This is a genomic window from Limosilactobacillus panis (assembly GCF_019797825.1).
In the GTDB taxonomy this organism is placed as follows: Bacteria; Bacillota; Bacilli; order Lactobacillales; family Lactobacillaceae; genus Limosilactobacillus; species Limosilactobacillus panis_A.
In genome coordinates this window covers 1,072,892-1,097,177 of sequence record NZ_CP081855.1, presented here as the reverse complement: position 1 = coordinate 1,097,177, position 24,286 = coordinate 1,072,892, and the positions used below count along the sequence as shown (strand labels likewise).

Here is a 24,286-nt window from a genome sequence, read left to right as displayed (position 1 = left end):
ATTCTTCCCTTCTTCTACACTTGTTTGTGCCTAACAGTTTATAATAGTAAGAAGAGATTTTAAAGGAGGAAAAAATGGAAGCCGATAAGTACCTGAATCTAATTCAAGACGAGCTGAAAAAGCTCCCCGACTACGTAAACGAATACTACCTGGGAACCAACCACGCGGTAACAACGACTTACCAATATCTGACCGAAATTCGCCGTTTCTTTGACTGGCTCCGTATCAGCGGTCTTTGTGACGCTAAAAGCAATCGAGAAATCAGTACCAAGGTGCTTGAAAAGCTCCGTCGTAATGACATCATGCTATACATTGACCATTTAAAACACACCCAAAACAGCCAGGGGCACCTCAATTCACCAACCTCAATTAACCGGTCAATCAATGCCCTCCGCTCACTGTTTAAATTTTTGACGGTTACTGCTGATGTTAATGACGGTGAACCATACTTTTACCGTAATGTCATGGCCAAGATTGATTCACTAAATGATACCAAAACCCTGAATTACCGTGCCCACACCCTTGCGGCCCATATGTACCGCGGCCAGATGAAGTTTGACTTTATCAACTTCATTAATAATACCTATCCCCAGAAGTGCGACAAGCGGGCCCTTCCAGCATTTAAGCGCAACAAGGAACGTGACGTGGCGATAATTGCCCTAATTCTCGGAACCGGCGTCCGGGTTTCTGAAGCAGCGAACACTAACCTTGCCGACCTCAATATCAAAGAAGGTCTCTTAGACGTGGTCAGAAAGGGGGGACAAAAGGATTCGGTGCCAATTGCCCCCTGGGCAACCCAGTATATTAAGGACTATCTGCTAATTCGGGTCCAGCGTTACCACGCCCTCAAGAAAGATATCGCCCTTTTTCTAACGGTCTACCATGGTACAACCCGGCGGATGACTGCTAATTCGATCGAACGAATGGTTAAAAAGTATTCAACAGCGTTCGGCCACCCTCTGACGCCCCACAAGCTTCGCCACACCTTGGCTTCGGAAATGTATGAAGTTACTAAGGATCAGGTCCTGGTTGCTCAGCAGCTAGGACAAAAGGGCACCTCAGCCACGGACCTTTACACCCACGTTGACCAGCACCAGCAAAGGGCGGCTTTAAAAGAAATTAGTGATGAAGAAAACAATAAGTAGTTGCTCAAACGGCCGCGATTATCCAGGACTGGATGATCGCGGCCGTTTTTTCATCCTATTTAAATTTAACTGCCGTTCCATAGGCAACAACCGACTGCATATCCGTACTGATTGAGCCAGAATCGAAGCGCATCATTACCACTGCATCGGCCCCCTTTTTATGGGCCTCGTCAGCCATCCTTGAAATTGCCGCTTCCCGAAATTCATGGAGCATCTTAGTGTAGGCCTTAATTTCGCCACCAACGATATTCTTCAGTCCCGCCCCAATATTGCTGAAAACGTTTTTGGACTGGGTCGTAACACCAAATACTTCCCCGATAATTTCATAATCGTGCCCGGGAATTTTTTCGGTTGTGGTAATTAACACAATTTCCCTCCTCAGATATTTCACAGGTTCTGATGTTATTTTAACACATCGCACAATTAGCGCTGAGCGTAACTAAGATGATCAAGTACCCGTCAAAATAATTTTCAGAGTGTCTGAGAGCTAATTGCCTTTTTTAACCAGCTTTTTGAGGAAAAAGGTGATCCGTAAGACTCTTTTGATGAAAGAGTCTTACAAATCTTTTAGAGGAAGCCCGGTATAATAGGCTTTTAAATTGATGTATTTTTGTGTAAGACTGTTGTATAATTTTATTTAAAAAGTGTCTCATGTAATTAGGCCTATTAATAACCCTCCTAATTACTAAAATAAGGAGTTTTGAGTTTTTATGTTATACAATGCAGCTTTAGTTCTTGAAGGTGGCGCCTTTCGTGGCCAGTACACTGCGGGGATCGTTGACACCTTCTTAGCACACCACATTGAATTCCGCAGCGTAATTGGTGTATCTGCCGGTTCACTGTGCGGAGTTAATTTTGTATCAAAGCAGTACGGTCGGGCAGCAAACATCAACATCAACCACCGGCACGACCGGAAGTACATTTCAATGACCCGGATTTTTCGCAAGCAGATTATCAATCTTAATTACCTCTTTGAAGACCACGGATATTCCTGGCAGAATTTTAACGAGGCAGCCTACCGCCGTTCGGCATCGCACTTCACCGCGGTGGCAACCTCGGTTGAGAGCGGTAAGACTGTCCTTTTCAACGATCCCGTTGGTGATGAGTTAACCGTCGCTCTCAAAGCATCATCATCGATGCCCTTCCTGTCAGAACCGCAGCGTACTTCTCAGGGACTCTGCCTTGATGGTGGAATTACTGACTCCATCCCGTATGATGTTGCCCAGCAACAGGGCTATGACAAGATAGTTGTTGTCCGTACCCGGGATGTCAACTACCGCAAGAAGCCTTCCAGTAAGCCTGTTAAGGAACTGTACCGCCGCTTTTATAAGGATTATCCGGTCTTTGCTGAGGCGGGAATAATGCGGCCCGTCCGTTACAACCAACAGGTTAACCAGATTAATAAACTTGCCAAAGATGGCCAACTTTACAACGTTGCTCCCAAATCACCAATTAAGATTAAACGAGTGGAAGGTAACGTTAAGAAAATTCGCCGCCTTTACGAACGGGGAAAAAAGGAAGGCGAGGAGTATTTACCGGGTCTAATTCGTTACCTAGAGAACTAGTCAAAGGAATGGTAATTATGTCAACTAAGCAAAAAAAGCGGATATATGTTCCCAAGAACAAGACCAATGGCCAAATAAAGGGACGGAAAAAGATTTGGGTAGAAAACGTTAAGTTTCTGACCCTGGACGAATACGAAAAGTTAGAGGAGACAATTAAGAAATACTCGCGTCCGGAACTCGTTAACCGCAACCTCCTGATGATTGCGATTGCTCTCAACAATGGTCTCCGTGCTTCCGACGTGGTTACCCTCCGCGTAGGGCACGTCTTGAACAAGACTAAGACCCGGGTGATTGAGCAAAAGACGGGTAAGGCAAAGACCCTCTTCTGGAATAATTGTCTGGCGGAAATTATTAACTACCTGAACGACCTCGATTACCATGATGAAAACGACTACCTCTTTCCTGGGAAACAAGATGGCCACTTCTCGGTCCACGGTTTTTATGAAATGCTGCAAAGGATGGGGAGGAAGACCGGTGACCCGAAGATTGCCGCCAAACTAGGTACCCACTCTTTTCGGAAGACATTTGGGCGCCAACTATACAAGAAAGGCGTGAACGTAGAAATTATCTCCCAACTGTTCAACCACTCATCAGAACGTAATACCCGTCACTACTTGGGGATTGAGCAGGAAGACCTCGATAAAGTTGTTCAGAACTTTAAATTTGAGTAGCTGTCATATCGTACATTATGTCAACTAGCGCTTAGCAATTAGTTGGTGTATAATATATATAATTAAATAATCGTTTTGCATTAGGGGTGTCTGTTTCCCAGACTGAGATACGGTTAGATCCGTGGACCCTACGAACCTGTTAAGTTGACACTTGCGAAGGAAAATGCACATCTTGTTTAATGACCAGGTTTTTTTGACCTGGTCTTTTTTGTTAGGAGGCGGCCAATGAACAAACATATCATTTACCAGCTACGTAATCAGCACCCGATTGTATTCACCATTGCTAACACCGTAACTAGCGGCAAAGTTGCCGACGGACTGAGTGCGCTGGGCATCTCACCGATAATGTCTTTTCAGCCTACTGAAGCCTTAGAACTTGCTAAGCTTGTACAGGCAGTGGTAATCAACCTGGGTACACCATGCCAGCCATTAGAAGCCGAATTTGACAGCGGTGCCGCGGCTGCTAACCAGTTATGTACACCCCTGGTTCTCGACCCGGTCGCTTGCGGCAGTTCTGCTTACCGGGCTCACCTGGCAAGGCAGTTACTGAGTCAATATGACTTTACAATTATCCGCGGCAATGCCGGTGAGATTGCCGCTTTGGCAGGCGAACAATGGGAAAGTCATGGGATTGACGCCGGTTCGGGGAAAAAGAACCAGGTTGATATTGCTCGCAGGTGTGCACACCTGTATCACTGCGTTGTTGTGCTCTCCGGAAAGGAGGACATTATCACAGATGGTACCGTGGCCTACCAAAACCGGTGTTCCACCCCCTGGCTGGCGACTAACGTGGGCTCCGGTGACCTTCTTTCGAGTACCATTGGCGCCCTACTCGGCATTGGCATTACACCACTAATTGCGGGACTAGTTGGTTGCCGGATAATCACCACTGCTGGCACCAAGGCCGCCCAAGGTGCTAACGGACTCGGCAGCTGGCAGGTTCGTTTCTTAGACGCCCTAAGCAAGCTTAACGATCAAGATTTAATGATAGAAAGGATCCTTACTAATGACGAATGATTTTCCGCAGGCACTCACGATTGCTGGAACCGATAGTGGCGGGGGCGCCGGCATTGCTGCCGACTTTAAGACCATGCAGGAACGCGATGTCTTTGCGACAATGGTAGTTGTGGCCGTCACTGCACAGAATACCCTGGGCGTGCAGGATGCCTTTCCAATGCCACCTAAAATGATCGACGAACAGTTTGCTTCGCTGGCGGAGGATCTTAATATTCGGGCCTGCAAGACGGGAATGTTAGCCGATGCGCCCCGGGTTTTGGCGGTAGTCCGCAACCTCAAAAAATATGATTTTGGTCCCGTCATTGTTGACCCGGTAATGATCGCGAAGGGTGGTGCCAAGTTATTGAGTGACGATGCAATTGCAACCGTCCGTGACCACCTCCTCCCCCACGCTAGTCTGGTTACCCCTAACCTTCCTGAAGCTGAGGAATTAACGGGCCTAAAGATTACTACTGAGGATGAAATGGAAAAGGCCGGAAAAGCGCTGCAAAACTTGGGCGCAAAAAACGTGCTGGTCAAAGGTGGGCACTTCACAAACGCAAATGAGGCCAACGATTTTGTCCTGCTGGAAAACGGGCACAGTTTCTGGCTAACCGCCAACCGAATAAACACGAAGAACACCCACGGCATCGGGGACACTATCTCTTCTTGCATCACGGCTGAGTTAGCCAAGGGACATTCAATGGAAAAGGCCATCCGGACGGGAAAAGAGTACGTAGAAGCGACAATCAGGAATGGGATTAACGTCGGTCATGGTCACGGGCCATTGAACCACTGGGCAAAGATTGGAAGTGAGCAAAAGTGAAATTCAACCCACGCATGCTTGAAACCTACCTAGTTGGTGGTGCCCAGGATGTGAACAACGACCCCACTGCCTTCCTAGACAGTGTTAAGCAAGCACTAAAAGCCGGAATTACCGCTTTCCAGTACCGGGAAAAGGGCACCAGTAAGCTAACCACAGATGAAAAAGCTGGAATGGCGCGGGTCCTTCGTAAATTGACCCGCGAATACGGAGTTCCCCTTTTGATTGATGACGATGAGGAACTCGCCCTAAAAGTCGGTGCCGATGGGGTCCACGTTGGCCAAAAAGATCGACGGATCGAGAAAGTCATCCAACGCGCTCATGGCAAATTAATAATCGGCTATTCTTGTAATCAAGTAGACCAGGTGACAAAGGCTAATTCGCTACCAATCGACTACATTGGTAGCGGCCCGGTCTTTGCCACTCACTCAAAAGACGATGCGGACCCGGTAATTGGCTTATCAAAGCTAAAACAGCTGGTTTCCTTAAGTACCCACCCGGTCGTGGCGATTGGTGGCATCAATTCCGCCAACATGGCCCAGACACTGGCAACTGGGGTTGCTGGCCTTTCCGTCATCTCAATGGTGCTTCAGAGCAATAATATTGGCTTGGCCGTAAGCGAAATACGTCAGTTGTTTTTTAATCTGCATAGCTAAAATTATGTTAACTAACCCATCTTAAAAAAGCGGTAAAGAGGTTCTCTACCCCTTACCGCTTTTAATATAAGGATATTTGCCGAACCAGGTCATAAGCTTGGGAAAAAAGGACTTCTTCATTCCCGAGGAAGATACTAGCCTTAAGTATCAGGTCCAGTTCGGTTACTGACATACCGAGAATGTACTTCTCTCGTCTTTCAATCCAGGCAGCGGGCTCTTCCTGAACTCGAACCCGATCGTAGAGGTACTTACGAAACTTTTCTACCTCAATCCCATATTGTGCTGCCTCCGCTGTATCAGCAAAGCGGTTTAAGAAGAAATCGCGGTCAAGTTTCTTCCTCGTGCTTGGGTAACAAGCGACGAGTTCCTTCTCTAGTGAATGGTAGAGGCGAAGCAGGAGGATTACAATTTCCTGCCTCTCGGCAACGTTTTGCACTTTTTTTATGCGCGGATCAACAACCAATGAACGAGTCGTTCCTAGAATGCTGAGCAATATTTGCTGTTCCGCCGCACCGGGATTGATCCGCAGGATTTGTTTAATTTTTGGATTTTCCAAAATCTCAATTGAGCACAGTATTTGCCCATTAAAAAGGTAATGAACTTCCGTCCCAATCAGCTGAATCTGTAGTCGATTAACCTGATTAGCGGGCACATACTTCACGTTCCAGGTTGTAAAGAAAGCCGCTAACCGGGCGAGCAATTCTTTAAATTCCATAGTGGGTCCCCCGTCTGACGCCACCCCATCTCCACCTTTATTATACCGTGAAAATGGTGTTTAAAGATAAAAAAGAGGCCTAAAAAGAAGGCCTCTTTTGCATGGTAGGCAATCACTCTACCACTTGTTATCATACCAACTTTGTCGTCTTTTCACAACATTAATTGGCCTTTTGTAATAATTTGCTGATTGTAATGGACACCGCGACCCCAACTGCTAGTGGCAGGAGGGCCGTGTAATTGAGGTGGCAGACCTCAAATAGCATAAACATTGCCATCAGTGGAGCCTGCTGTGAAGCGGCAAGAAAGAGCGCCGCCCCCAAAACGGCTGCTTGCGCGAGAGTAACTGCTGGGATAACCATCATGTAGCAAATACCGACAAATACGCCAAGAACAGCACCAGCAGCAATTGACGGTGTTAGGATACCACCATATCCACCACACTTGATTGTCCCAAGGGTAATTGCCACCTTCGCCAAAAGGCCAAATAACAAAAGCATTAGGACACGTTGGCTGACTGTCCCGGCGTTGATAGCAAGCTGGGCCAGGCCCCGGCCATTCCCCATTATTTGTGGATAAAAGCTCGCCACACCAGCAGTAATAAGTGATAAAATCGGTAGTTGGACAAGAATATTCTTATTTGTCGCCCGCTTCTCTTTAGCGAGCTTAACGCCCTGTTTAAAAGCGGTCCCCAAAAGGCCACCAACTATTCCCAGAATGACCGCCAGGGGAACTGTCCAGAGGCCAAAATTACGGGAGCCAACGATGTAATATGGTGCGTACCCCTTGACAATTGAACCAATCAGGGTTGCAATTACTGACATCGTGAGACTAACCGCGATCACGCGGGCATTCACCTTCTTGTAAAGCAGCTCAATGCAAAAGACTGCCCCGGTCAACGGTGCAATATAAACACCCGCAAACCCGGCACCGGCCGCGGCAGCAATCAGTAATTTCTGGTCATCATTGCTTAATCGCAGTCGACCGTTTGCAAGCCGCGTCCATTTCTGAGCAATTGCGGCACCGGCTTCCCGTGGCGCCAATTCACGACCAATTGAATTTCCGGTGCCAACAAAGAAGATCTGGGTGCAAACGTGAATCAAGGTCTTTCCAAGCGGCATTGTTTTCCCGGTTATGGCCTTTCCAATACTTACGGGATGATATTTACGCTGCAAAACATACCAGATCACGGCAGAAATAACCCCACCAATCAGAACAGAGATGAGCCGGTGGTGGCCACTAACAAACACGTTTACCGGCACCAGGTTAGTTTCCTTAAAGTCGAGGAAAAACTCCTCCGTATAATCTAAGAGGAGACTTAACAATAGTGAACTGCAGCCCACTACGGTTCCCAAGACTAGGGTTGCAACTGTCATTGCAAAGTTATTTGATTTATCGTTCATGGGTTCACCGCCTTTTTTATAAACGTCTGTCATTATATCACGGCTTACCCTTTTGCTAAATCAATAAGGAAAATTTATGGATTTCAGGTGATTACTTTTTATGACTATTCATACTAAAAAGAAATTATTGGCTGGACTGGCTTGTTGGTTAGTGTTTACTGGAATACTGGTTGCCGTCGTCACTGGGCAAGGATGGGTGCGTGAGTTCGACCGTATCGGTTATGCGATTACCCACCCGGTTCGACCGTGGAAAACAGGTTTGCTGAACATTATTACGACCTGCGGGGACCCGTTTGTAATTGACATTCTCACCTTCTTTCTTGTCCTCCTACTAGTTTACAAGCGGCGCTTTCGACAGGCCCTCTGGGTAGATGCTATCCAGTATGTTGGTTACCTCTTAGTTATCGGCATCAAATACAGTGTCCTTCGTGTCCGCCCAATCCATCGTCTTGTTAACGTGGGTGGGTATAGTTTTCCTAGTGGCCACACCTTTGCAACGACTATTTTTATGCTGACTGTTTTATCCTTAGTCTGGCCTGTACTCAAGAAACGATGGCAGCGGTGCCTGCTAGTGATTGCTATTATTTTTGTAATTGTCCTCGTGATGCTTTCGCGGGTTTACTTACGTGCGCACTTTCCTACGGATGTTACTGCAGGTCTACTTTTGGCCTTGGGCTGGTGGCTTTTATTTAGTGTTTATTTTTTTGTTAAAGTAAATAATATCTAATTTGTTTGCTTGGGCTCGAAAAAAAGTAGAATTTAACTATTATTACTAAACTGTCGGGAGCTAACATATATGGAAACAGCTTTTCTTTTTACCCTAACCACCATTTTCATTATCGAAAGTATATTTGAGGTACGCTATTACGCCCAGGTGCGAACGATTTTTCTCCGGCCTGGTCGGGCCGTGCTTAACAAAAGAGTCGCCCGGATCATCAAGGTTGAAAACATGTGGAGCTGGGGATCTTGGATTCTTCTTATCCTGATGTTTATCCTTCCAGAACGATTCACCTTCCTATTGATCTGCGTTATTACGCTAATTGAGACCTGGGTGGTTTATGAACTTCGCAGCGCCCGTAACTACGCGGAAAGAATTAATAAATAACTACACAAAAAAGGGGTTGTGACACAAGTTTTCTATAATAGTTGAAAATGCTACAGCGCAGTACACAAAGGGGACTCTAGTGTTCGGATTTTCCGAACACTAGAGTCCCCTTTCTAAAGACTTGCTTCGCTTCGAAAGACGAACTAGCAAGCTAGTTCTGTCTCCCTACTTACAACTTACTTACCCGCTTGCTGGTTTGTCTTTCCATCGTTAAGATAGTTAACCATCTTTAGAAAATTATCAACGTCTAAGCTCGCCCGACCAATCAGGACCCCATCGATATCTGGCTTGGCCATTAGGTCCTTGATATTATCCGGGTTAACACTTCCCCCATAAAGGATCCGAATCTTATCGGCAATTTCATAAGTATAGTTATCGGCAATCGTCCGCCGAATCGTCCGGCATCCTTCTTCTGCCAGAGCCACGTTAGCATGCTGACCGACACCAACCGCCCAGCTGGGCTCGTAAGAAATAACAACATTACGGATCTGGTCCAAAGAAACACCGTGGAGGACGCTCATGAGTTGTTGGAAAACATAGTGGATTTCACCATTGACTTCTTTTTGCACCATTGTCTCATCGGTACAGATAATCGGGGTAACCCCCATCTGGAGGGCCGCATTGACCTTCTTATGGACAGCGGCGTTATTTTCACCAAAGAGGTGCCGCCGCTCAATATGGCCAAGCATTGCATAGTTAGTCCCTAAATCATGGAGCCCTCGCAGACTGATTTCACCCGTGAAGGGGCCATTATACTCAGCCGCCGCATTTTGGGCAATGATCTTTAAGCCCGAATTACCGGCCACCTGCACCATACTGTAGAGGGCAAACGCTTGTGGAGCAATTCCGACTTCCACCTTTGCCGGATCAGGAAGCTTACCCTTGATCTGGTTCACAAAGTCAACTGACTCCGCAATGTTTTTATGCATTTTCCAATTGGCGGCAATAAATGGTTTTCGCATGATTTCTCCTCCGTCCGCTTTTTCCTCTATTATGGCATATTGGGCACTTAAATGCACTTAGTCTTTCCAGTGTTCCTGCTTAAACTGGGCCCGACCGCCCGCCTCTTCCAAGGCATAGCGTTGCGGATTTTTCTGGTAGAAATGCTGGTGATAGTCCTCAGCCGGGTAAAAAGGCTGTGCATCCTCAATCTGGGTTACAATCTTTGCATCCCCAAACTCGCCGCTTTCCTGCAGTGCTCGCTTTGACTTTTTCGCAATCCGCCGTTGCTCAGGACTATTAACAAAGATAACGGGTCGGTAATTATCTCCCCGATCCTGAAATTGCCCCATTGCATCAGTGGGATCCGTTTGGTGCCAGTAAATCGTCACCAGCTGGTCATAGGAGATAATATCTGGATCAAAGGTAATTTTAACCGCTTCGGTATGGCCAGTCGTTCCACTACAAACCTGTTCATAGGTCGGGTTGGCGACGTGGCCACCGGTATAACCGGAAACAACCTTCTTAATTCCAGGGTAAGTGTCAAACGGCTGAACCATACACCAAAAACAGCCGCCCGCAAAGATTGCCGTGTCTAAACTCATATCAACCATCCTTTTCCATGCTCCAAATATATCATCGAGCATTTTACTAATTTCCTATATTTTAGCCATTTACCGCCTAAAAACAAAACAATCCGCTCACGTCAAAACCAGGTGACGCAAGCGGATGTTTACCGTAAAATTAAATCTTTACTTTGCTAAGTGATAACTTTCTTCTTTGCTATCGTAGTCAAATTCAAAGCGACCGCGATCTGTTTCCACATAGATCCGTTCATAGGTTGGTTGGTAACCATGCTTGTGAAGTTGCACGGTAACTTGGCCGTTAGCAGCAACTTCCACGTAGTACTCGTTATATTCCCCTTCTTGGTACTTAAAGTCAAGACCGTTATCTTGGTAATGCTTATAGGCACCACAATCACCGAAGAGCCGGAAGGTCATTACTTTCTCCGGCTGGTCGCTAATGTGCTTAACCTTATTACCCCATGGCAGAATCGTATCCTTTTTAATGAAGAGTGGCAGCTTCTCGATTGGAGCATTGACCATAATCGTCTGCTTCCCCGAGTATTCAGCGTTGTTCCAGAAGTCAAGCCACTTCCCCGCTGGCAGGTAGACCAGCCGTTTATCAGCTCCCTGGTTTACGATTGGGGCAACCAGTATGTTAGTCCCCACCATATATTCATCATTTAGCTGACGAACTGCCGGGTCTTGATCGTAATTGAGAACCAGGGGCCGCATTACTGGCAGACCAGACTCAGTCTCGTGGCGCAGTTGATCATAGAGGTACGGGACAAAGCGGTAACGAAGGTTCAGGTAATCGCGGTAGATATCAAGCGTCTGCCGGTCAAATGCCCATGGCTCCTGGTAACGGGTCCCCATCTCAGCATGGTTTCTGAAGAGTGGGACAAATAACGAAGCTTCGAGCCACCGGGTAAGCAACTCCGGCGTGGTATCCTTCTGGAAACCACCAATATCGGTTCCGGCAATTGCAAAGCCACTCATTCCTAAACTATTCAGTTGGGGAATTGCTAACTGGAGGTGGGACCAGATTGATTGGTTGTCGCCCGTCCAAACGGTGGAGTACTTCTGGGTACCAGCATAGGCCGCCCGGGTGATGACGTACGGTCGCTTGCCAGTAGCATCCTTCATTCCTTCATAAGCTGCCTGTGCTTGCAAGTGCCCGAAGACATTGTGCATTTTGGCATGGGTACTCTTTTGATCACCATCACTGAAGACCAGGTCCTTCGGCAGTTCGCCGTCAAAGGAGGCTGGTTCATCCATATCGTTCCAGACTCCACAGGCTCCCATGTCCGCAAAGAACTTGATGTGCTTTGCCCACCACTTGCGGACTTCTGGACGGCCGAAGTCTGGGAAGACCGCGTCACCAGGCCATACCCGGCCGACAAAGACGGTTCCGTCAGGGTTTTCAACAAAGTACCCCTTTTTGATCCCCTCTTGGTAAATGTTGTAGCCATCTTCATCCTTTTTGACTCCGGCATCGAGAATAGGCATCAAGCGGATCCCCCGCTTCTTCATCTCGGCGACAAATTTCTTAGGATCCTGATACTTTGTCGTATCCCAGGTAAAGTCACGGTAACCACGCATGTAGTCAATGTCCAGGTGAATGACATCGATTGGTAGGTGGTACTTTGCAAAGCCGTCCGCAATGCTCTCTACCCGTTTGTCACTGGTACTGTAACCCCAACGTGACTGCTGGTAACCGAGAACCCACTTTTGTGGCAGCGGGGTAACCCCGGTCAGGTAAGTATAGTTAGCGACAACGTCTTTTAAGGTGTGACCACCCAGAACATAGTAGTCAATGTTCCCATCGTCTGCAGAGTAGTAGTAATAGTTCTCGCTCTCCTTACCGAGGTCGAAGTGACTCTTGTAGGTGTTGTCAAAGAAGAGGCCATACGGGTGCTCGTCTTTAAGGCCATACATCACTGGGATTGACTTGTAGATTCCCTTAACCGACTCATTATGAACTTGACCAAAGTCAACGTTCCAGTTGTCGTAGTCATAACCCCGTTTATTCAGGAAGCCAGGCTTGTCGCCTAAGCCGTAGAACTGTTCGTCCGGACTTAAAGACTTGATGATTTCGTAGTGCCGGTCATCGCTTTTCCCTAAGAGGTTAATATCGTGGCCTTCAGCCAGGACGGTAGACTTGTGCTCATCATCCAAGTCATTTGCCAAGGCCTGCCGGCGACCCCGGTAGTCCATTACTAATGAATTACCCTCTCCATCAAAGAAGTCGATGTGACGGTCGTCATAAGCCTTAACAGTCAGGTCCGGGGTACGCACTTCGATATGGTCCCCCTTATTGTCAACCGTGTAGTTTGTCTTATGGTGCTTGTCACCCTGGATTGCATAAGAATTCGTTGTGCAGTTCCGGTCCATAAATACGCGGATAATTTGACTAGTTAAGATATCTAAAACCAAATTATGACCATCTTCGTAGTTCAGCGTTAATTTTGGTTCACTACTCTGGTAGCCAGTTAAGCGATTAGTCATTGTCTTTCCTGCCCCTTCCGGATTTTTTCTAAATGCTATTTCTTTACATTTCTTACTTTACCACTTTTTGCAAACGTTTACAAATGCATTGTGGATACAATGTGAACGTTTGCTGATACTAAGATAATTTAATATAATAGGGGTAATATAACTAGTGGGAGGCGATAAAATATTGAAACCAACTATAAAAAACATTGCGAAAGCGGCCGGTGTCTCCACTGCAACAGTCTCGCGGGCCCTTTCTAACAAGAATGACATCCTAAAGCCCTCAACTGCTAAGAAGATTCGCCAAATTGCGCAGGAGATGGGCTACCACAAAAACGTGGCTGCTTCACAATTAGCTTCCCATATTACAAACACAATTGCGGTGATTATTAACTACCACCAGACTAATTTTTGGAAAGATATTGTTAATGGCATCCTCCAACGGGCGCACGAGTTAAATCATAAGGTCATCATCTTCTCTGCCGGAAATAATAACGCTAACCGTCTGACCGAAACTGTCAATGAGGCGTTGGAACACCAGGCAACCGGGATTCTTCTTATTTCAGGTAAGATTGAAAGCGTCCAGCTAAAAATTCTTAACAAGGCCCGGATGCCTTACCGCTTAATCTCAATTTATGACCAGCAGCATCCAGAACAACACTTCATCAGTTCAGATAATGTCGCAATTGGTGAGAAGGCGACTAACTACCTGATCGCACACGGCCACCAGAAAATTGGCATTGTTGGGATTGACCACTCATCTACTGGGCAACAACGTTTATTTGGCTATCAGCAGGCGATGACGGACGCTCAACTGACGATTAATCCCCACTGGATTTATTACGGTGACTATAGTTACCAAAATGGCCAGGACCTTTTTGAAAAACTTAAGGGACACGGGTTAACCGCAGTAATTGCTGGTAGTGATATGACGGCTGTCGGACTAATTAAGGCAGCCACTAAGCACCACCTCCACCTCCCCGACCAGCTGTCCATTATCTGTATTGATGGTTCCATAATCTGCGAGATCACTAATCCAACCCTCACCAGTGTCACCCAGGACTTCTACCAGATGGGCGTCAAGAGCGTTGATAATCTTCTTAATAACGAGCCATCAACTTTTATCCCAACATCAATCAATGAACGATCAAGCGTTAAGAATATTTAAACCCAGTACTGAAAAGGCCCAGTTTTTGAGAAACTGGGTCTTTTTGTTAACTAATTATCTAACTTTAGTGAAATTAGGATTTAATTTTTCCGCTTCTTAAAGCCAAGTCCAAGGCTACCCACAAACATTGTGGCAAGCACACCAGCAACAATGCCCATGTTCCCTTTACGACCAGTTTTTGGTAACTGGCGGTCAGGTTGTGGTTCAGTTGGTGCCGTCAATTGGGCTGGTTGTGCTGGATTTGTTGGTTGGGTAGGTTGCGTCGGCTGTGTTGGTGCCGTCGGTCTAGTCGATTGCGTCGGCACTGTTGGCTTAGTCGGCTGTGTTGGTTGGGCCTTCTTGGAATATAGGACTAAGAATTCAAGGTCGGCTGAGTCATGGTCAACGCGTTGAACTTGAACGACTGGTTTATCAGGTGTATAGCCCTTGATCTCTGGACTGATTACCGCTTTAAACTCTTGAGCAGGTGTCCACTGACCATCCCAGATAACAGCATTGGTAACCATGTCTTTGTGGCCGGTTTGAGTAAACGAAAGTGGTTTTGCTACACAAAGTCCGGAGCAGCAGCCTTACCGGTATCCTTGTACCGATAGTAAATAATCTCGTTAACCTTTACTGTCCGGCTCTGTAGCTCGTTAACATGGAAGTAATAAACGTCAACTTCCCCACCAGGAACGCTCGGCTGGGCCACCTTCTTTGCGACTACCGCAGCATCCTGCTGATTGTGCTGTCGGTTAAACGATGGGACCTTCTCATAGCCAAATCCGGTTAAATCAGGTGAGATTACGGCAGGGTAATCGTTGCTTACTGGTAGCCATGACTTAGCAGCGTCAGTCGTATCAATAGTCAGCTGACCATTCTTATCCTTGTTGCCGGTCGTGTTATACCCAAGAATTCTTCCGGTTACCTTATCAATGACCCAGGTTTGCTTCTAGGATACCGACTGAATAACTTTTTTGGCAAGCGGGGTCTTTTGACTCAGGTCCTGGCCAGTCTGGGCATCAAAGTACCGGATGACCCACTGCTCAGTAACTGTATTTTCTTTTGTATTTTGAGCGTGTTTGACATGGACAATGAAGACTTGTGAAGGAGCAGCAGTCTTGTCTTCAATATTATCAAAGTTACCAAATGAATACCGACTTAGCCGCTGCGGGTCTTGCTGGTTCTTTTCACTCGTCTTGGAAATTCCAACATAGATGTAATGCTTATTAAGCAAGTCATTCAATTCTTGTTGGTCATTCTTAAAGACAATTGCATCCCCGGTTTGACCGACAGTGTTGATTGGCTTTGCTTGGTCATCCAAAAATACTCGAGCGTCATCATCGTAGTACCGAAGCAGGGCCCGTTTGCCACGATCATAAATCAGGTAAACATAATAGTGCGTTTTATCCGGTGTAGTTGATGGAACAACTTCTTCCTTACCTTGATTCTTAGTTGCCGGCGTAATATACCAGGTGTTACCATTCTTATCCTTGATAGTCTGCTGGTTTTCATCATCAAATAAGATGGTTGACCCATTTAACTTGGAACGTTCACCGGCTTTTGGCTGCCACTTAACTTCTGCAGGTACCGCTACAGGGTTGACAACGTAAACACTGTCATCCCCCTTATTAACATGTAACTTGTGGACATCTTTGAAGTCCTTCAGGGTTAGAACCGCAACTGGCTTACCTTGTGCGTCCTGGTATTGACTACCACTGAAGCTAACGGACTGATCAACTGACGAAGCAAGATCAACCAACTTTGCCTGGTCAGGTTGACCAGCGTTTGCCTCTTTGTAGTAAACCGTCCGCGTGGCCGTTTTCGAGACCGACTTTAGCGTTGCCGTACGAACAAACTGGAGGGTAAAGCTTGTTGCATATGTATACTCGGCAACCTTCTTGGCCCCCTGTCCATATGTACCGTAATTTACGTTACTTATTGCACCCGTGCCATTATAAATGGTTGAACCAGTGTATTTACCACTTGTTAAAGTTCCCTTGGATGCACCAACCAGCTGATAACCAGCTTTTTCAAGCGTCTTGATTGCATCTAATTGGCCGTCAAAGGTAATCTTTGTACTCCCAAAAGCGCTTTCTTCACCATCACCATTAAAAAAAGTGACCCCATGACCCGTGTCAAGTGATGCAACTTCATCCGTATTGGTAACATCAGCAAAGTGAAGGGTTGCCTCGTAGGCAATTTGGTTGGTAAAGCCACTACCACCACCCTGGAAGACTTTCGATGTTGATTTATTGATCTGGGTTCCAGTGCCACTAAACTTCCCTGAGGCACGATTATAGGAAATTGAAGGACCATCACCCGGCTTTGTCCATGAAAGCGGCATGTTATAGTCCAGCAGAGTATCGAACTGAATAAAGAATGTTGAGTGGGGACTTTTTACCGCACTATCGGTATTATCACCGACATTTACTGAGAAGTTGTGCGACTGTCCATTAGCGTCTGTTGAAAGCTTAACGTGAGCCATGTCACTCTCATTCAGTTGAATTCCGTTAACCAACGGCGGTTCAGTTCCATTATGCTTTGCTTTCTGTAGGGCCGCCCGGTAGTCACGCCAGGAAAGCTTAGTAGTCGAATTGTTGACGGTCACTGTCAGATGGTCCTTCAGGAACTGTTCAAATGCGGCGTCTTCGTTAACAAAGACACCGTTTACGCAGTTAGTAATCTTACCGTACGATTTATCAATGCTGACCCGCTGACCGTTCGCGTCAACAGCATTAGGCTGGTAGACCCGGAAGACCTTAATGGTATCCGGCAGCATCATCTGGCCCTTTGAAAGATAAGCCGTAAAGTCTGCGGTCTGCAGAGGGCTTAGGGTCGTACCACGAGTATTGCCCGCCTTCCCGTAGTTCCATTCGATCATGTACTGCATTACTTCACGGTCGTCAGCTTCCTTGCCCGTCGTTGCTTTCGTGCCATTAAGGATATTTTGGGTATTATCAAAGTTAGTCTTTACTTTATGAACATCCTTGGCTGCCCAACCATGGGCAATTTCATTGGAGACAACATTGTCCTCATAGGGGATAATAATCGGCTTGACCGTCTCAGTATTAACGGTTTTGTCCCCCGCTTTGTTGCGATGACCAGTGACGTAGATGTATTGCTCCCTACATCACCAGCATATTGCAGGGCAAAGTGCAGATCAAAATTGATATCCAAATTCTTGTCCACATTCGACTTAACTGTAAAGGTACCATTACCATTGTTTGTGGCAGTCAGGTTATTGCTTAGTTGCTTGCTAACGCCGCCTTCCCAGTCAACAACCGTCCATTGACGCGGATTACTGTAAGAAATCGTGATCGGTTGACCAGCCGGTAAACGATCGTTCTGGTAATTGACCGCCACTTGAACATTGTCGTTATGTGCCATCACCTGCTGCCCATCAGCGCTACGCATTGAGCCATCGGCGTTAATCAGTTGGGCTGTGACCGTTGCACTCTCCTGCTGGTCACTTGCTAACTGACTTCTTGCCGGAGTTGCTGCCTGCCCATTATTGGTCGGGGTATCAGCATCCGCCTGGACACCACCTATAAAAAATATGACCCCCAATAAAACAGAAGCCACACCGACAGTCAGTTTGCGGAGAGCAAACCGTTGCCGTTGGGGCCTCATTCGCTTCATATACTCATTTTGATTATTCTTTGACATAGAACTTACCTTCTCCTACAACATTTATGTTTACATCGGCACCTAATTTGACTTATTTGCCGCTGAAAATGCAACCATAAACTATTATAGAACTATACTTCCATTGCGGGTGATAGTCAGGACGGCGAACTACAATAAACGTTGTCAAGTCGCGATTTGTGACCATTAGTATTGCATAACGAGTATAAAATAAGCAATATTTAAATTAGCTTATATGAAATAAATATCAACATTCATGTTATCGATTTAAAAGGCAATTATATCTATTATCAATAAATTTGTATGATACAAAAAGGATGCCTTTCCTTCATTTCAACGGTTAGGCATCCTTTTCTATTGATTGAATTTGTAAATCTATTTACTTAGCTTCTTCGCTAGCCTTTTGCACCATGACCCCTTCATGAATTCTTGGTACAACGATAGCCCCGACCAGAAGTGATAATCCAGCGATCAGCATCATCATCGTTTGGTTGTGTCCCACGAGTGGGAAAATGATAAAGCTGCATAGGGAGGCCAGAATCTGGGGAACACAGATTCCGACATTGAAGAGTCCAAGATAGGCCCCTTCATTTTTCCCGTTTAATGAGGAAGTCAGCAGGGTAAACGGAATTGTGTTAATACTAAAGTTAGCAATTCCAAAGAGAACCATTGCGATAATTGACAGCGTCTTAGAAGTGATAAATGCCATGCTACCGAGGCCAATGGCACCGAGGACCATTCCTAAAACGTACCATTTCTTCCGGGAGTTAGCCTTGGCTTTGGCATAGAGCAGACCCCAAATAATACCGGCAATACTATAAACGGCGGTTAAGATCCCATACCAGTTACCGGCTGCTTGGTAGCCAGCTGAGCTAACGTCAGTGGTGTGCCAAATATTCTTGGCAACCGTCCCGGTCGTATAGGTCCAAACATACATAATTGCAAACCAAGAGAATAATTGGACCAGGTTAATCTCCCAGAAGGACCGTGGTGCCTGCTTAACCAGCTTCCAGAGACTCACTTTCTTGTGTGCCTCATTGACGTCAATATGGTGGTAATCAGCATAAGTTTTCGGGTCATATTCTTTAACGTTAAACACGGTCCACAGTCCCGTAATCAACAGTACCGCAGCGGCACACAGGTAAGCCCAAATAACGGTGTGCGGAACGACCCCCCGTTTGGCCGTGTTGGACATCCCAAATGCAGTAAACAGGAATGGCAGAATCGTGGCAAGAATTGCCCCACCATTAGAGAAGACCTGTTGCCATGACCAAGCAGCATTATTTTGCTTGTTGTTAACCATGTCACCAACCAGCATCCGTAATGGCTGCATGCAGACGTTGGAGAACAGGTCCATAAAGCAGATTGCAACAGCGGCGTAAGTCATTGCGGCCAGTGAACCATACCCAAAGCCAAACGACCCGGAAAACGGTAGCATAATCAAAACTAATGCCGCAATTGGGGTCCCAAAAAGGAGATATGGTAACCGCCGACCAAAGCGGTTCCATGTCCGGTCAGACAATTGACCCAAGATTGGCTGAACAATCATTCCCATCAGTGGTGGGAAGATGAAGAAGAAGCCAAGGCTATTTGGGTTAGCACCAATTGTCTGGCAAATCCGGCTCATTTGTGAGCTTTGCAGCGAGAAAGCCATGTTAATCCCAAAGAAGGCAAATGTAATTGAGAAAATTTGGCTCTTGGATAATGACGGCATCCCCGCATCAAGGTCAATTCGATTATCTTCGTTAGTCTTTTTGTCCATAATAATTATCTCTCAACTTAGTATTGGTAAACCTTTGCTTCATAAGGACGAATCGTCTCGCCCGCATCATCAGCATAGTTAGTAATCAAAAGCTTGGCACCATCCGGAACGTCATAGTGGCGTTGCAGTGTTTGGTCGGTGTAGTTGGTGATGACGAGCAGAGTAGTGTCGCTATTTTGCCGAAGATAGGCAAACACTGCTGGATCATCCTCGTTGCCAGTAACTAATTCAAAATCACCGTTAGTAATTACTGGAAGCTCATGACGGAGCTTGATCAACTTCTGGTAGTAATAGAAGATGGAGTTTTGGTCCTCCAGCGCCTTTTCAACGTTGATGGTTGGGTAGTTCGGGTTGACCTTTTCCCAAGGCGTTCCAGTTGAGAAGCCGGCATTCTTGCTATCATCCCACTGCATTGGCGTCCGCGCGTTGTCCCGACTGTGCATTGCTAAGTACTTGAGCATCGTTTTTCCATCAAGCAGGTGCTGTTCGTCGACGAGTTGGTGGTATGCGTTAATCGACTCAAGATCAACGTAATCTTCCAGCTTGTCGAAGTAGACGTTTGTCATCCCAATCTCTTCGCCTTCGTAAATATATGGGGTTCCCTGCTGGAAGTGCAGCATGGTTGCCAACATCTTTGCAGATTTAACACGGTTTTCTTCACTACTATCATCACCAAAGCGGGAGACAACCCGCGGTTGGTCGTGGTTATTCCAGTAAAGGGAGTTCCACGCAGTCCCCATCAGGCCCTTTTGCCACTTTGTGAAGTTAGCCCGCAGATCCTTCAGCTTTGTCTTCTGGTCGTTCCACTTCCCCAAGGCAGGATTGCTATTACCATCGAGCCCCATATGTTCGAATTGGAAGATCATATTAAGCTCTTTATTGTCCAGGTTAGCGTATTTCTTAGCCTGCGCTGGTGTTGTCCCGGGCATTTCGCCGACCGTAATCATTTTATGCTTGCTCATGACGTTGCGGTTCATCTCCTGCAGGAATTCGTGCATCCGGGGACCATTTGGCACTACCTTTTCAACGTTAGCGTACTTTTCGTCACCCGTTACCGGTCCATCAACGAGTTCCTTTGGTTTGGAGATTAGGTTGATAACATCCATCCGGAAGCCATCAACCCCCTTTGCAGCCCACCAATTCATCATATCGTAAACACTGTGGCGAACGTTTGGATTTTCCCAGTTCAAATCAGGTTGTTGGGGAGCAAAGAGGTGGAGATAGTACTGGTCTGTTTCCGGATCATACTTCCAAGCAGGTCCCGAGAAGTAGGAGCCCCAGTTGTTTGGCTCCTGCCCATTCTTACCGTCCCGCCAAATATAGTAGTCACGATATGGGTTATCCTTACTTTTCTTCGATTCTTTAAACCACCTGTGCTGGTCAGAAGTGTGATTGACAACTAGGTCCATCACCAGCTTCATCCCCCGGTGGTGGATACCATCAATCAATTCAGAAAAATCAGCCATATTACCTAGGGTCGGGTTGATTGCCTGGTAGTCACTGATGTCGTATCCGTTATCAACCTGAGGTGACTTGTAGATCGGGTTTAACCAGATAATGTCAACACCAAGCTTTTTCAGATAGTCTAAGCGGTTAATGATTCCCCGAAGGTCACCGACTCCATCACCATTACTGTCCTGAAAACTCTTCGGGTAAATTTGGTAAACAACCGCATTATTCCACCAATGTTTATTTTCCATTAATAACAGCACCCTTCGTTTTATGGTTGCTTATTGTAACCATTTGCATTTCTTACAACTCAAATGATAACACTATCACTCAGATAATCAACCCCCAATTATGCAAACGTATTCATTTTTAAGTAAGTCCCTAGTAAAATTAACTACTAAGGCCTTAATTACTAAATTATTTTACTCTCCTATTGTACTTTAACGCCGTGTTTGTCTTATAATAAAAAGGAAAATTGCAAAAAAGAAGGAATTAGAATGATCGACAGTCTAACCAGCCTGATTCTGATATTCTCATTTGGCTATGGCCTATCACGAAACTTTAAAAGAGGTAACTATGCCTATTCCTTTGTTATGTATGCTGGTGCGATTATCTTTTACGCCAATCTCTACCATACATTAAACGGAAACCTTGCATTTTGTCTAATGATGGTCGCCCTGTTTTTAACAATTATTTTAGCCATCGTCTTTATTTACCACGCCATCTAAATGAATAACGGGAACCATCATTACTGGGGAGCAACCGCCCTGTGTGGGATTACGATTATCCTCGTGATCATATTTAGGTTTATTCTCTAACTCGGCAAAAAGAATAGGACAGGAAAAGTTGCAGAATGGCTCTGCAATCGACTGAAAATATAAAAGTGAGAGAGGCTGGGAAAAAACTCCTAGTCCAAAGCAAAAACCGGATGATGAATTTTTTGAACAATTCATCATCCGGTTTTTATGTACACAGGAAATCGTTCCTGATATGATGTAATTACCACAAAACAACCCAAAGGAGCGATTTTCATGTATCAAAATTATACCATAGGACAAACCGAATTCGTACTAAGCTATAACTATGATTTACCACAAAATCATATTGCGCGGCTAATTAGTGATTTTGTCGACTCGATTCCACAAAATGTGCTATTAGAAGATTCAGGAGCGGCTACCGGCCGCCCTTCATCGCATCCAGCAATTATGCTTAAGATTCTCTTGTTTGCCTACGCACGTCAAACTTATTCTGGAAGAAAGATTGAAATGATGTTGGATGAGAACCTGCCAATGCGTTGGTTAGCTCATGATTATGCTTATAGCTACCATACCATTAATAACTTTCGACGCAGTCAGCACGCTAGTAAGCTAATTAAACATGCCTTTGTTTACTTTACCATGGCTTTGAAAGATCACGGACTAATTCAAAATGATGCAGTTTTTATCGATGGGACCAAGGTAGAAGCCGATGCCAATAAATATTCATTTACTTGGCGACGGGCAGTTGAAAAGTATCACGCTAAGTTAAGAGAAAAGACGAGTAAGCTTTATGAGGAACTAGTAGAAAAACAAGTGGTGCAAGAAATGGCACCCGAGCTGGTTACTTCTGCCGAAGGCATGGAAGTAATGGAACAAGAACTTGCGGAGAAAATCACTAAGTTAGATGAAGAGATTAAGCAAGAACCAAAAATCATCAAAGGTGGTTCAGTTAGAAAACGGCGCCGTCGTTTTCTAAAAAAACTTCGCCATCAATTAAGCAACGACCTAATTCCGCGTGCCAAAAAGTATGAACGTGCCGAAGATATCTTCCAAGGTCGTAATAGCTATTCCAAGACTGATCATGATGCGACTTTTATGTGTATGAAGGAAGATCCGATGATGAATCGGGAGTTAAAGCCCGGCTATAACCTGCAAATCGCTACACATAAGCAATTTGTCCTTGATTACGGGCTCTTTTCAAATCCAACTGACACCAGGACCTTAGTGCCATTCCTTACCCAGTTTCATGCTTTAGATTTCTTTAAGCATATCGTTGCCGATGCCGGTTATGGTAGTGAGTACAATTACACAATGATTCTTGATCAGTTTGAAAAGCAGCCTGTTATTCCATACACAACTTATCAAAAGGAACAGAAACATAAATTTAAAAACGATCCAACTAAATCACAAAATTGGCAGTATAATGCCGAAGATGATTACTACATCGATCATTTAGGAGTTCGCTTTAGCTTTTATCGGTATAGTAGGCGAACCGATAAATATGGTTTCGAACGTGATTTCAAACTCTACCGAGCGGATAAGCACCAACTGTCAGAACAATTGGATGAGTTGGCAAAAACACCAAGTGGTCGGCAACGCTATATGCAGGTTAACCCAACGTGGAATTATTACAAGGCTAAAGTAAAAGCAACCCTCTCAAGTGACGAAGGCAAGGCAATTTATCGTCGACGAAAGTTCGACGTTGAGCCAGTCTTTGGTCACATGAAGAGGGATTTTGGCATACGCCGAACTCATCTACGCGGACAACGGGCTGTGGAAAATGACATTGGGCTAGCCTTGATGGCATTAAATCTAACGAAATTTGGTCAATCAATTAGTCGATTGGCGACTAATTTTATAAATAATTTAAAATCCGGACTATGATTTTTGAATCGATCAAAAATTATAGTCCGGATTTTACTGTTAGAGAACCAAGAATTAATAGTTAATTCCCAGCCTCTCTTTTAGTTTTCCGAATATTACACAGTAATCGCAGGAAAAAGCTGCGTGCCCACATTTCTTTTTAGTTGACAATCACGCTGATTACTCAACTAGACAAAGTAGTCTTACGATTAGCGGACACTTTTTAATACCTAATTTTATTGGTGGTGATGATATCCAGCCGCCTGTGCTTCAGCTAACAAGTTAAAATAAACAATATTTTCAGAGCAATTCCGGGATCTGGATATCGGCCCGGGAGGTGGCAACCCATTGTTAAACGATCATCAATAATCGAGTAACTCATTGTTGTCAGAATCAACCCACGACTCATTTTCCTGAGTATTGGCTGGAACCATATTTTCGGCTATGCTTAGCTGCCTTTTACTAGTCTTAGCAACCGTCGCCCTTTGCGTTTCTTGATCTTGACTGCGACAGTATAACGTTTTTCTGTTCATAACTCCCCTCCTTAAGGGTTCGGAAGGCGGGTGCAGGTAAGCCCGCCAGCAAA

General features: G+C 45.6%; 24 protein-coding genes, 1 pseudogene and 1 riboswitch. Of the genes and pseudogenes, 11 read left to right on the top strand and 14 right to left on the bottom strand.

The window, feature by feature from the left end; genetic code table 11:
- Positions 1-74 precede the first annotated feature (74 nt).
- Entirely contained in the window at positions 75-1,145 is a 1,071-nt protein-coding gene (gene xerS, locus KZE55_RS05305; protein WP_047767017.1) for a tyrosine recombinase XerS, read from the top strand.
- A gap of 55 nt (positions 1,146-1,200) precedes the next feature.
- Here xerS and KZE55_RS05300 read toward each other — a convergent pair whose 3' ends face one another.
- Positions 1,201-1,512, bottom strand: coding sequence for a heavy metal-binding domain-containing protein (locus KZE55_RS05300; RefSeq protein ID WP_047767019.1), 312 nt, complete (start codon positions 1,510-1,512; stop codon positions 1,201-1,203).
- Positions 1,513-1,855: 343 nt separating this feature from the next.
- On the opposite strand from KZE55_RS05300, the gene KZE55_RS05295 reads away from it, so the two are divergent.
- The 5 genes from KZE55_RS05295 (at position 1,856) to thiE (ending at position 5,856) form a co-directional block, all read left to right on the top strand.
- Complete coding sequence (locus KZE55_RS05295) at positions 1,856-2,710, top strand: patatin-like phospholipase family protein (RefSeq protein ID WP_222257703.1); 855 nt, start codon at positions 1,856-1,858, stop codon at positions 2,708-2,710.
- Between the two features lie 17 nt (positions 2,711-2,727).
- Positions 2,728-3,381, top strand: coding sequence for a site-specific integrase (locus KZE55_RS05290; RefSeq protein ID WP_047767022.1), 654 nt, complete (start codon positions 2,728-2,730; stop codon positions 3,379-3,381).
- 72 nt (positions 3,382-3,453) lie between these two features.
- Positions 3,454-3,560, top strand: a riboswitch (TPP riboswitch).
- Between the two features lie 46 nt (positions 3,561-3,606).
- Positions 3,607-4,398, top strand: coding sequence for a hydroxyethylthiazole kinase (gene thiM / locus KZE55_RS05285; protein ID WP_047767024.1), 792 nt, complete (start codon positions 3,607-3,609; stop codon positions 4,396-4,398).
- The gene (thiD, locus tag KZE55_RS05280; protein WP_222257702.1) at positions 4,388-5,203 is read left to right on the top strand and encodes a bifunctional hydroxymethylpyrimidine kinase/phosphomethylpyrimidine kinase; all 816 of its coding nucleotides are present in this window, start codon (positions 4,388-4,390) and stop codon (positions 5,201-5,203) included. Before thiM ends, thiD begins: the two co-directional genes overlap by 11 nt.
- Before the next feature lie 14 nt (positions 5,204-5,217).
- Complete coding sequence (gene thiE, locus KZE55_RS05275; RefSeq protein ID WP_396442470.1) at positions 5,218-5,856, top strand: thiamine phosphate synthase; 639 nt, start codon at positions 5,218-5,220, stop codon at positions 5,854-5,856.
- Between the two features lie 61 nt (positions 5,857-5,917).
- Here the strand turns inward: thiE and KZE55_RS05270 are convergent, their stop codons facing one another.
- Both KZE55_RS05270 and KZE55_RS05265 read right to left on the bottom strand, forming a co-directional pair.
- A complete protein-coding gene (locus KZE55_RS05270; RefSeq protein WP_047767031.1) occupies positions 5,918-6,571 on the bottom strand; it encodes a hypothetical protein in 654 nt (217 codons plus the stop codon).
- Positions 6,572-6,731: 160 nt separating this feature from the next.
- Positions 6,732-7,973 carry a chloride channel protein gene (locus KZE55_RS05265; protein WP_047767032.1) on the bottom strand — a complete coding sequence of 414 codons (1,242 nt, stop codon included), beginning with the start codon at positions 7,971-7,973 and terminating at the stop codon, positions 6,732-6,734.
- A gap of 100 nt (positions 7,974-8,073) precedes the next feature.
- On the opposite strand from KZE55_RS05265, the gene KZE55_RS05260 reads away from it, so the two are divergent.
- Both KZE55_RS05260 and KZE55_RS05255 read left to right on the top strand, forming a co-directional pair.
- Positions 8,074-8,700: a phosphatase PAP2 family protein gene (locus KZE55_RS05260; RefSeq protein WP_222257700.1), complete on the top strand. Its 627-nt coding sequence runs from the start codon at positions 8,074-8,076 to the stop codon at positions 8,698-8,700.
- Positions 8,701-8,769: 69 nt separating this feature from the next.
- Entirely contained in the window at positions 8,770-9,078 is a 309-nt protein-coding gene (locus KZE55_RS05255) for a hypothetical protein (RefSeq protein ID WP_222257699.1), read from the top strand.
- A gap of 176 nt (positions 9,079-9,254) precedes the next feature.
- Here KZE55_RS05255 and tpiA read toward each other — a convergent pair whose 3' ends face one another.
- The 3 genes from tpiA to KZE55_RS05240 all read right to left on the bottom strand — a co-directional run bounded on the left by tpiA (position 9,255) and on the right by KZE55_RS05240 (position 13,088).
- The gene (tpiA, locus tag KZE55_RS05250) at positions 9,255-10,040 is read right to left on the bottom strand and encodes a triose-phosphate isomerase (protein WP_222257698.1); all 786 of its coding nucleotides are present in this window, start codon (positions 10,038-10,040) and stop codon (positions 9,255-9,257) included.
- Positions 10,041-10,097: 57 nt separating this feature from the next.
- Positions 10,098-10,622 (bottom strand): peptide-methionine (S)-S-oxide reductase MsrA, encoded by a 525-nt coding sequence (msrA, locus tag KZE55_RS05245; RefSeq protein WP_222257697.1) that lies wholly within the window; start codon positions 10,620-10,622, stop codon positions 10,098-10,100.
- Positions 10,623-10,769: 147 nt separating this feature from the next.
- Positions 10,770-13,088: a glycoside hydrolase family 31 protein gene (locus KZE55_RS05240; protein ID WP_222257696.1), complete on the bottom strand. Its 2,319-nt coding sequence runs from the start codon at positions 13,086-13,088 to the stop codon at positions 10,770-10,772.
- A 172-nt stretch (positions 13,089-13,260) separates the two neighbouring features.
- Between KZE55_RS05240 and KZE55_RS05235 the strand changes: the two genes are divergently transcribed.
- Positions 13,261-14,241, top strand: a complete 981-nt coding sequence (locus tag KZE55_RS05235) for a LacI family DNA-binding transcriptional regulator (RefSeq protein ID WP_222257695.1) — start codon at positions 13,261-13,263, stop codon at positions 14,239-14,241.
- Positions 14,242-14,321: 80 nt separating this feature from the next.
- Here the strand turns inward: KZE55_RS05235 and KZE55_RS10255 are convergent, their stop codons facing one another.
- The 7 genes and pseudogenes from KZE55_RS10255 to KZE55_RS05205 form a co-directional block, all read right to left on the bottom strand.
- Positions 14,322-14,546 carry an LPXTG cell wall anchor domain-containing protein gene (locus tag KZE55_RS10255; RefSeq protein WP_261313316.1) on the bottom strand — a complete coding sequence of 75 codons (225 nt, stop codon included), beginning with the start codon at positions 14,544-14,546 and terminating at the stop codon, positions 14,322-14,324.
- Positions 14,547-14,588: 42 nt separating this feature from the next.
- A pseudogene (locus tag KZE55_RS10530) lies at positions 14,589-14,771 on the bottom strand (mucin-binding protein); the annotation flags it as partial.
- A 14-nt stretch (positions 14,772-14,785) separates the two neighbouring features.
- Positions 14,786-14,932 (bottom strand): hypothetical protein, encoded by a 147-nt coding sequence (locus KZE55_RS05225; protein WP_222257693.1) that lies wholly within the window; start codon positions 14,930-14,932, stop codon positions 14,786-14,788.
- Positions 14,933-15,172: 240 nt separating this feature from the next.
- On the bottom strand, positions 15,173-17,113 hold the full coding sequence (locus KZE55_RS05220; RefSeq protein WP_222257692.1) for a hypothetical protein: 1,941 nt from the start codon (positions 17,111-17,113) through the stop codon (positions 15,173-15,175).
- Between the two features lie 80 nt (positions 17,114-17,193).
- A complete protein-coding gene (locus KZE55_RS10245) occupies positions 17,194-17,889 on the bottom strand; it encodes a YSIRK-type signal peptide-containing protein (protein ID WP_261313177.1) in 696 nt (231 codons plus the stop codon).
- Positions 17,890-18,247: 358 nt separating this feature from the next.
- Positions 18,248-19,630: an SLC45 family MFS transporter gene (locus KZE55_RS05210; RefSeq protein WP_222257691.1), complete on the bottom strand. Its 1,383-nt coding sequence runs from the start codon at positions 19,628-19,630 to the stop codon at positions 18,248-18,250.
- A gap of 17 nt (positions 19,631-19,647) precedes the next feature.
- The gene (locus KZE55_RS05205; protein ID WP_222257690.1) at positions 19,648-21,330 is read right to left on the bottom strand and encodes an alpha,alpha-phosphotrehalase; all 1,683 of its coding nucleotides are present in this window, start codon (positions 21,328-21,330) and stop codon (positions 19,648-19,650) included.
- 246 nt (positions 21,331-21,576) lie between these two features.
- On the opposite strand from KZE55_RS05205, the gene KZE55_RS05200 reads away from it, so the two are divergent.
- Together KZE55_RS05200 and KZE55_RS05195 are read left to right on the top strand one after the other, a co-directional pair.
- A complete protein-coding gene (locus KZE55_RS05200; RefSeq protein WP_261313176.1) occupies positions 21,577-21,807 on the top strand; it encodes a hypothetical protein in 231 nt (76 codons plus the stop codon).
- A 303-nt stretch (positions 21,808-22,110) separates the two neighbouring features.
- Positions 22,111-23,721 (top strand): IS1182 family transposase, encoded by a 1,611-nt coding sequence (locus KZE55_RS05195; protein ID WP_222257689.1) that lies wholly within the window; start codon positions 22,111-22,113, stop codon positions 23,719-23,721.
- Positions 23,722-24,062: 341 nt separating this feature from the next.
- Here KZE55_RS05195 and KZE55_RS05190 read toward each other — a convergent pair whose 3' ends face one another.
- Entirely contained in the window at positions 24,063-24,233 is a 171-nt protein-coding gene (locus tag KZE55_RS05190) for a hypothetical protein (RefSeq protein WP_222257688.1), read from the bottom strand.
- Positions 24,234-24,286: the final 53 nt, after the last annotated feature.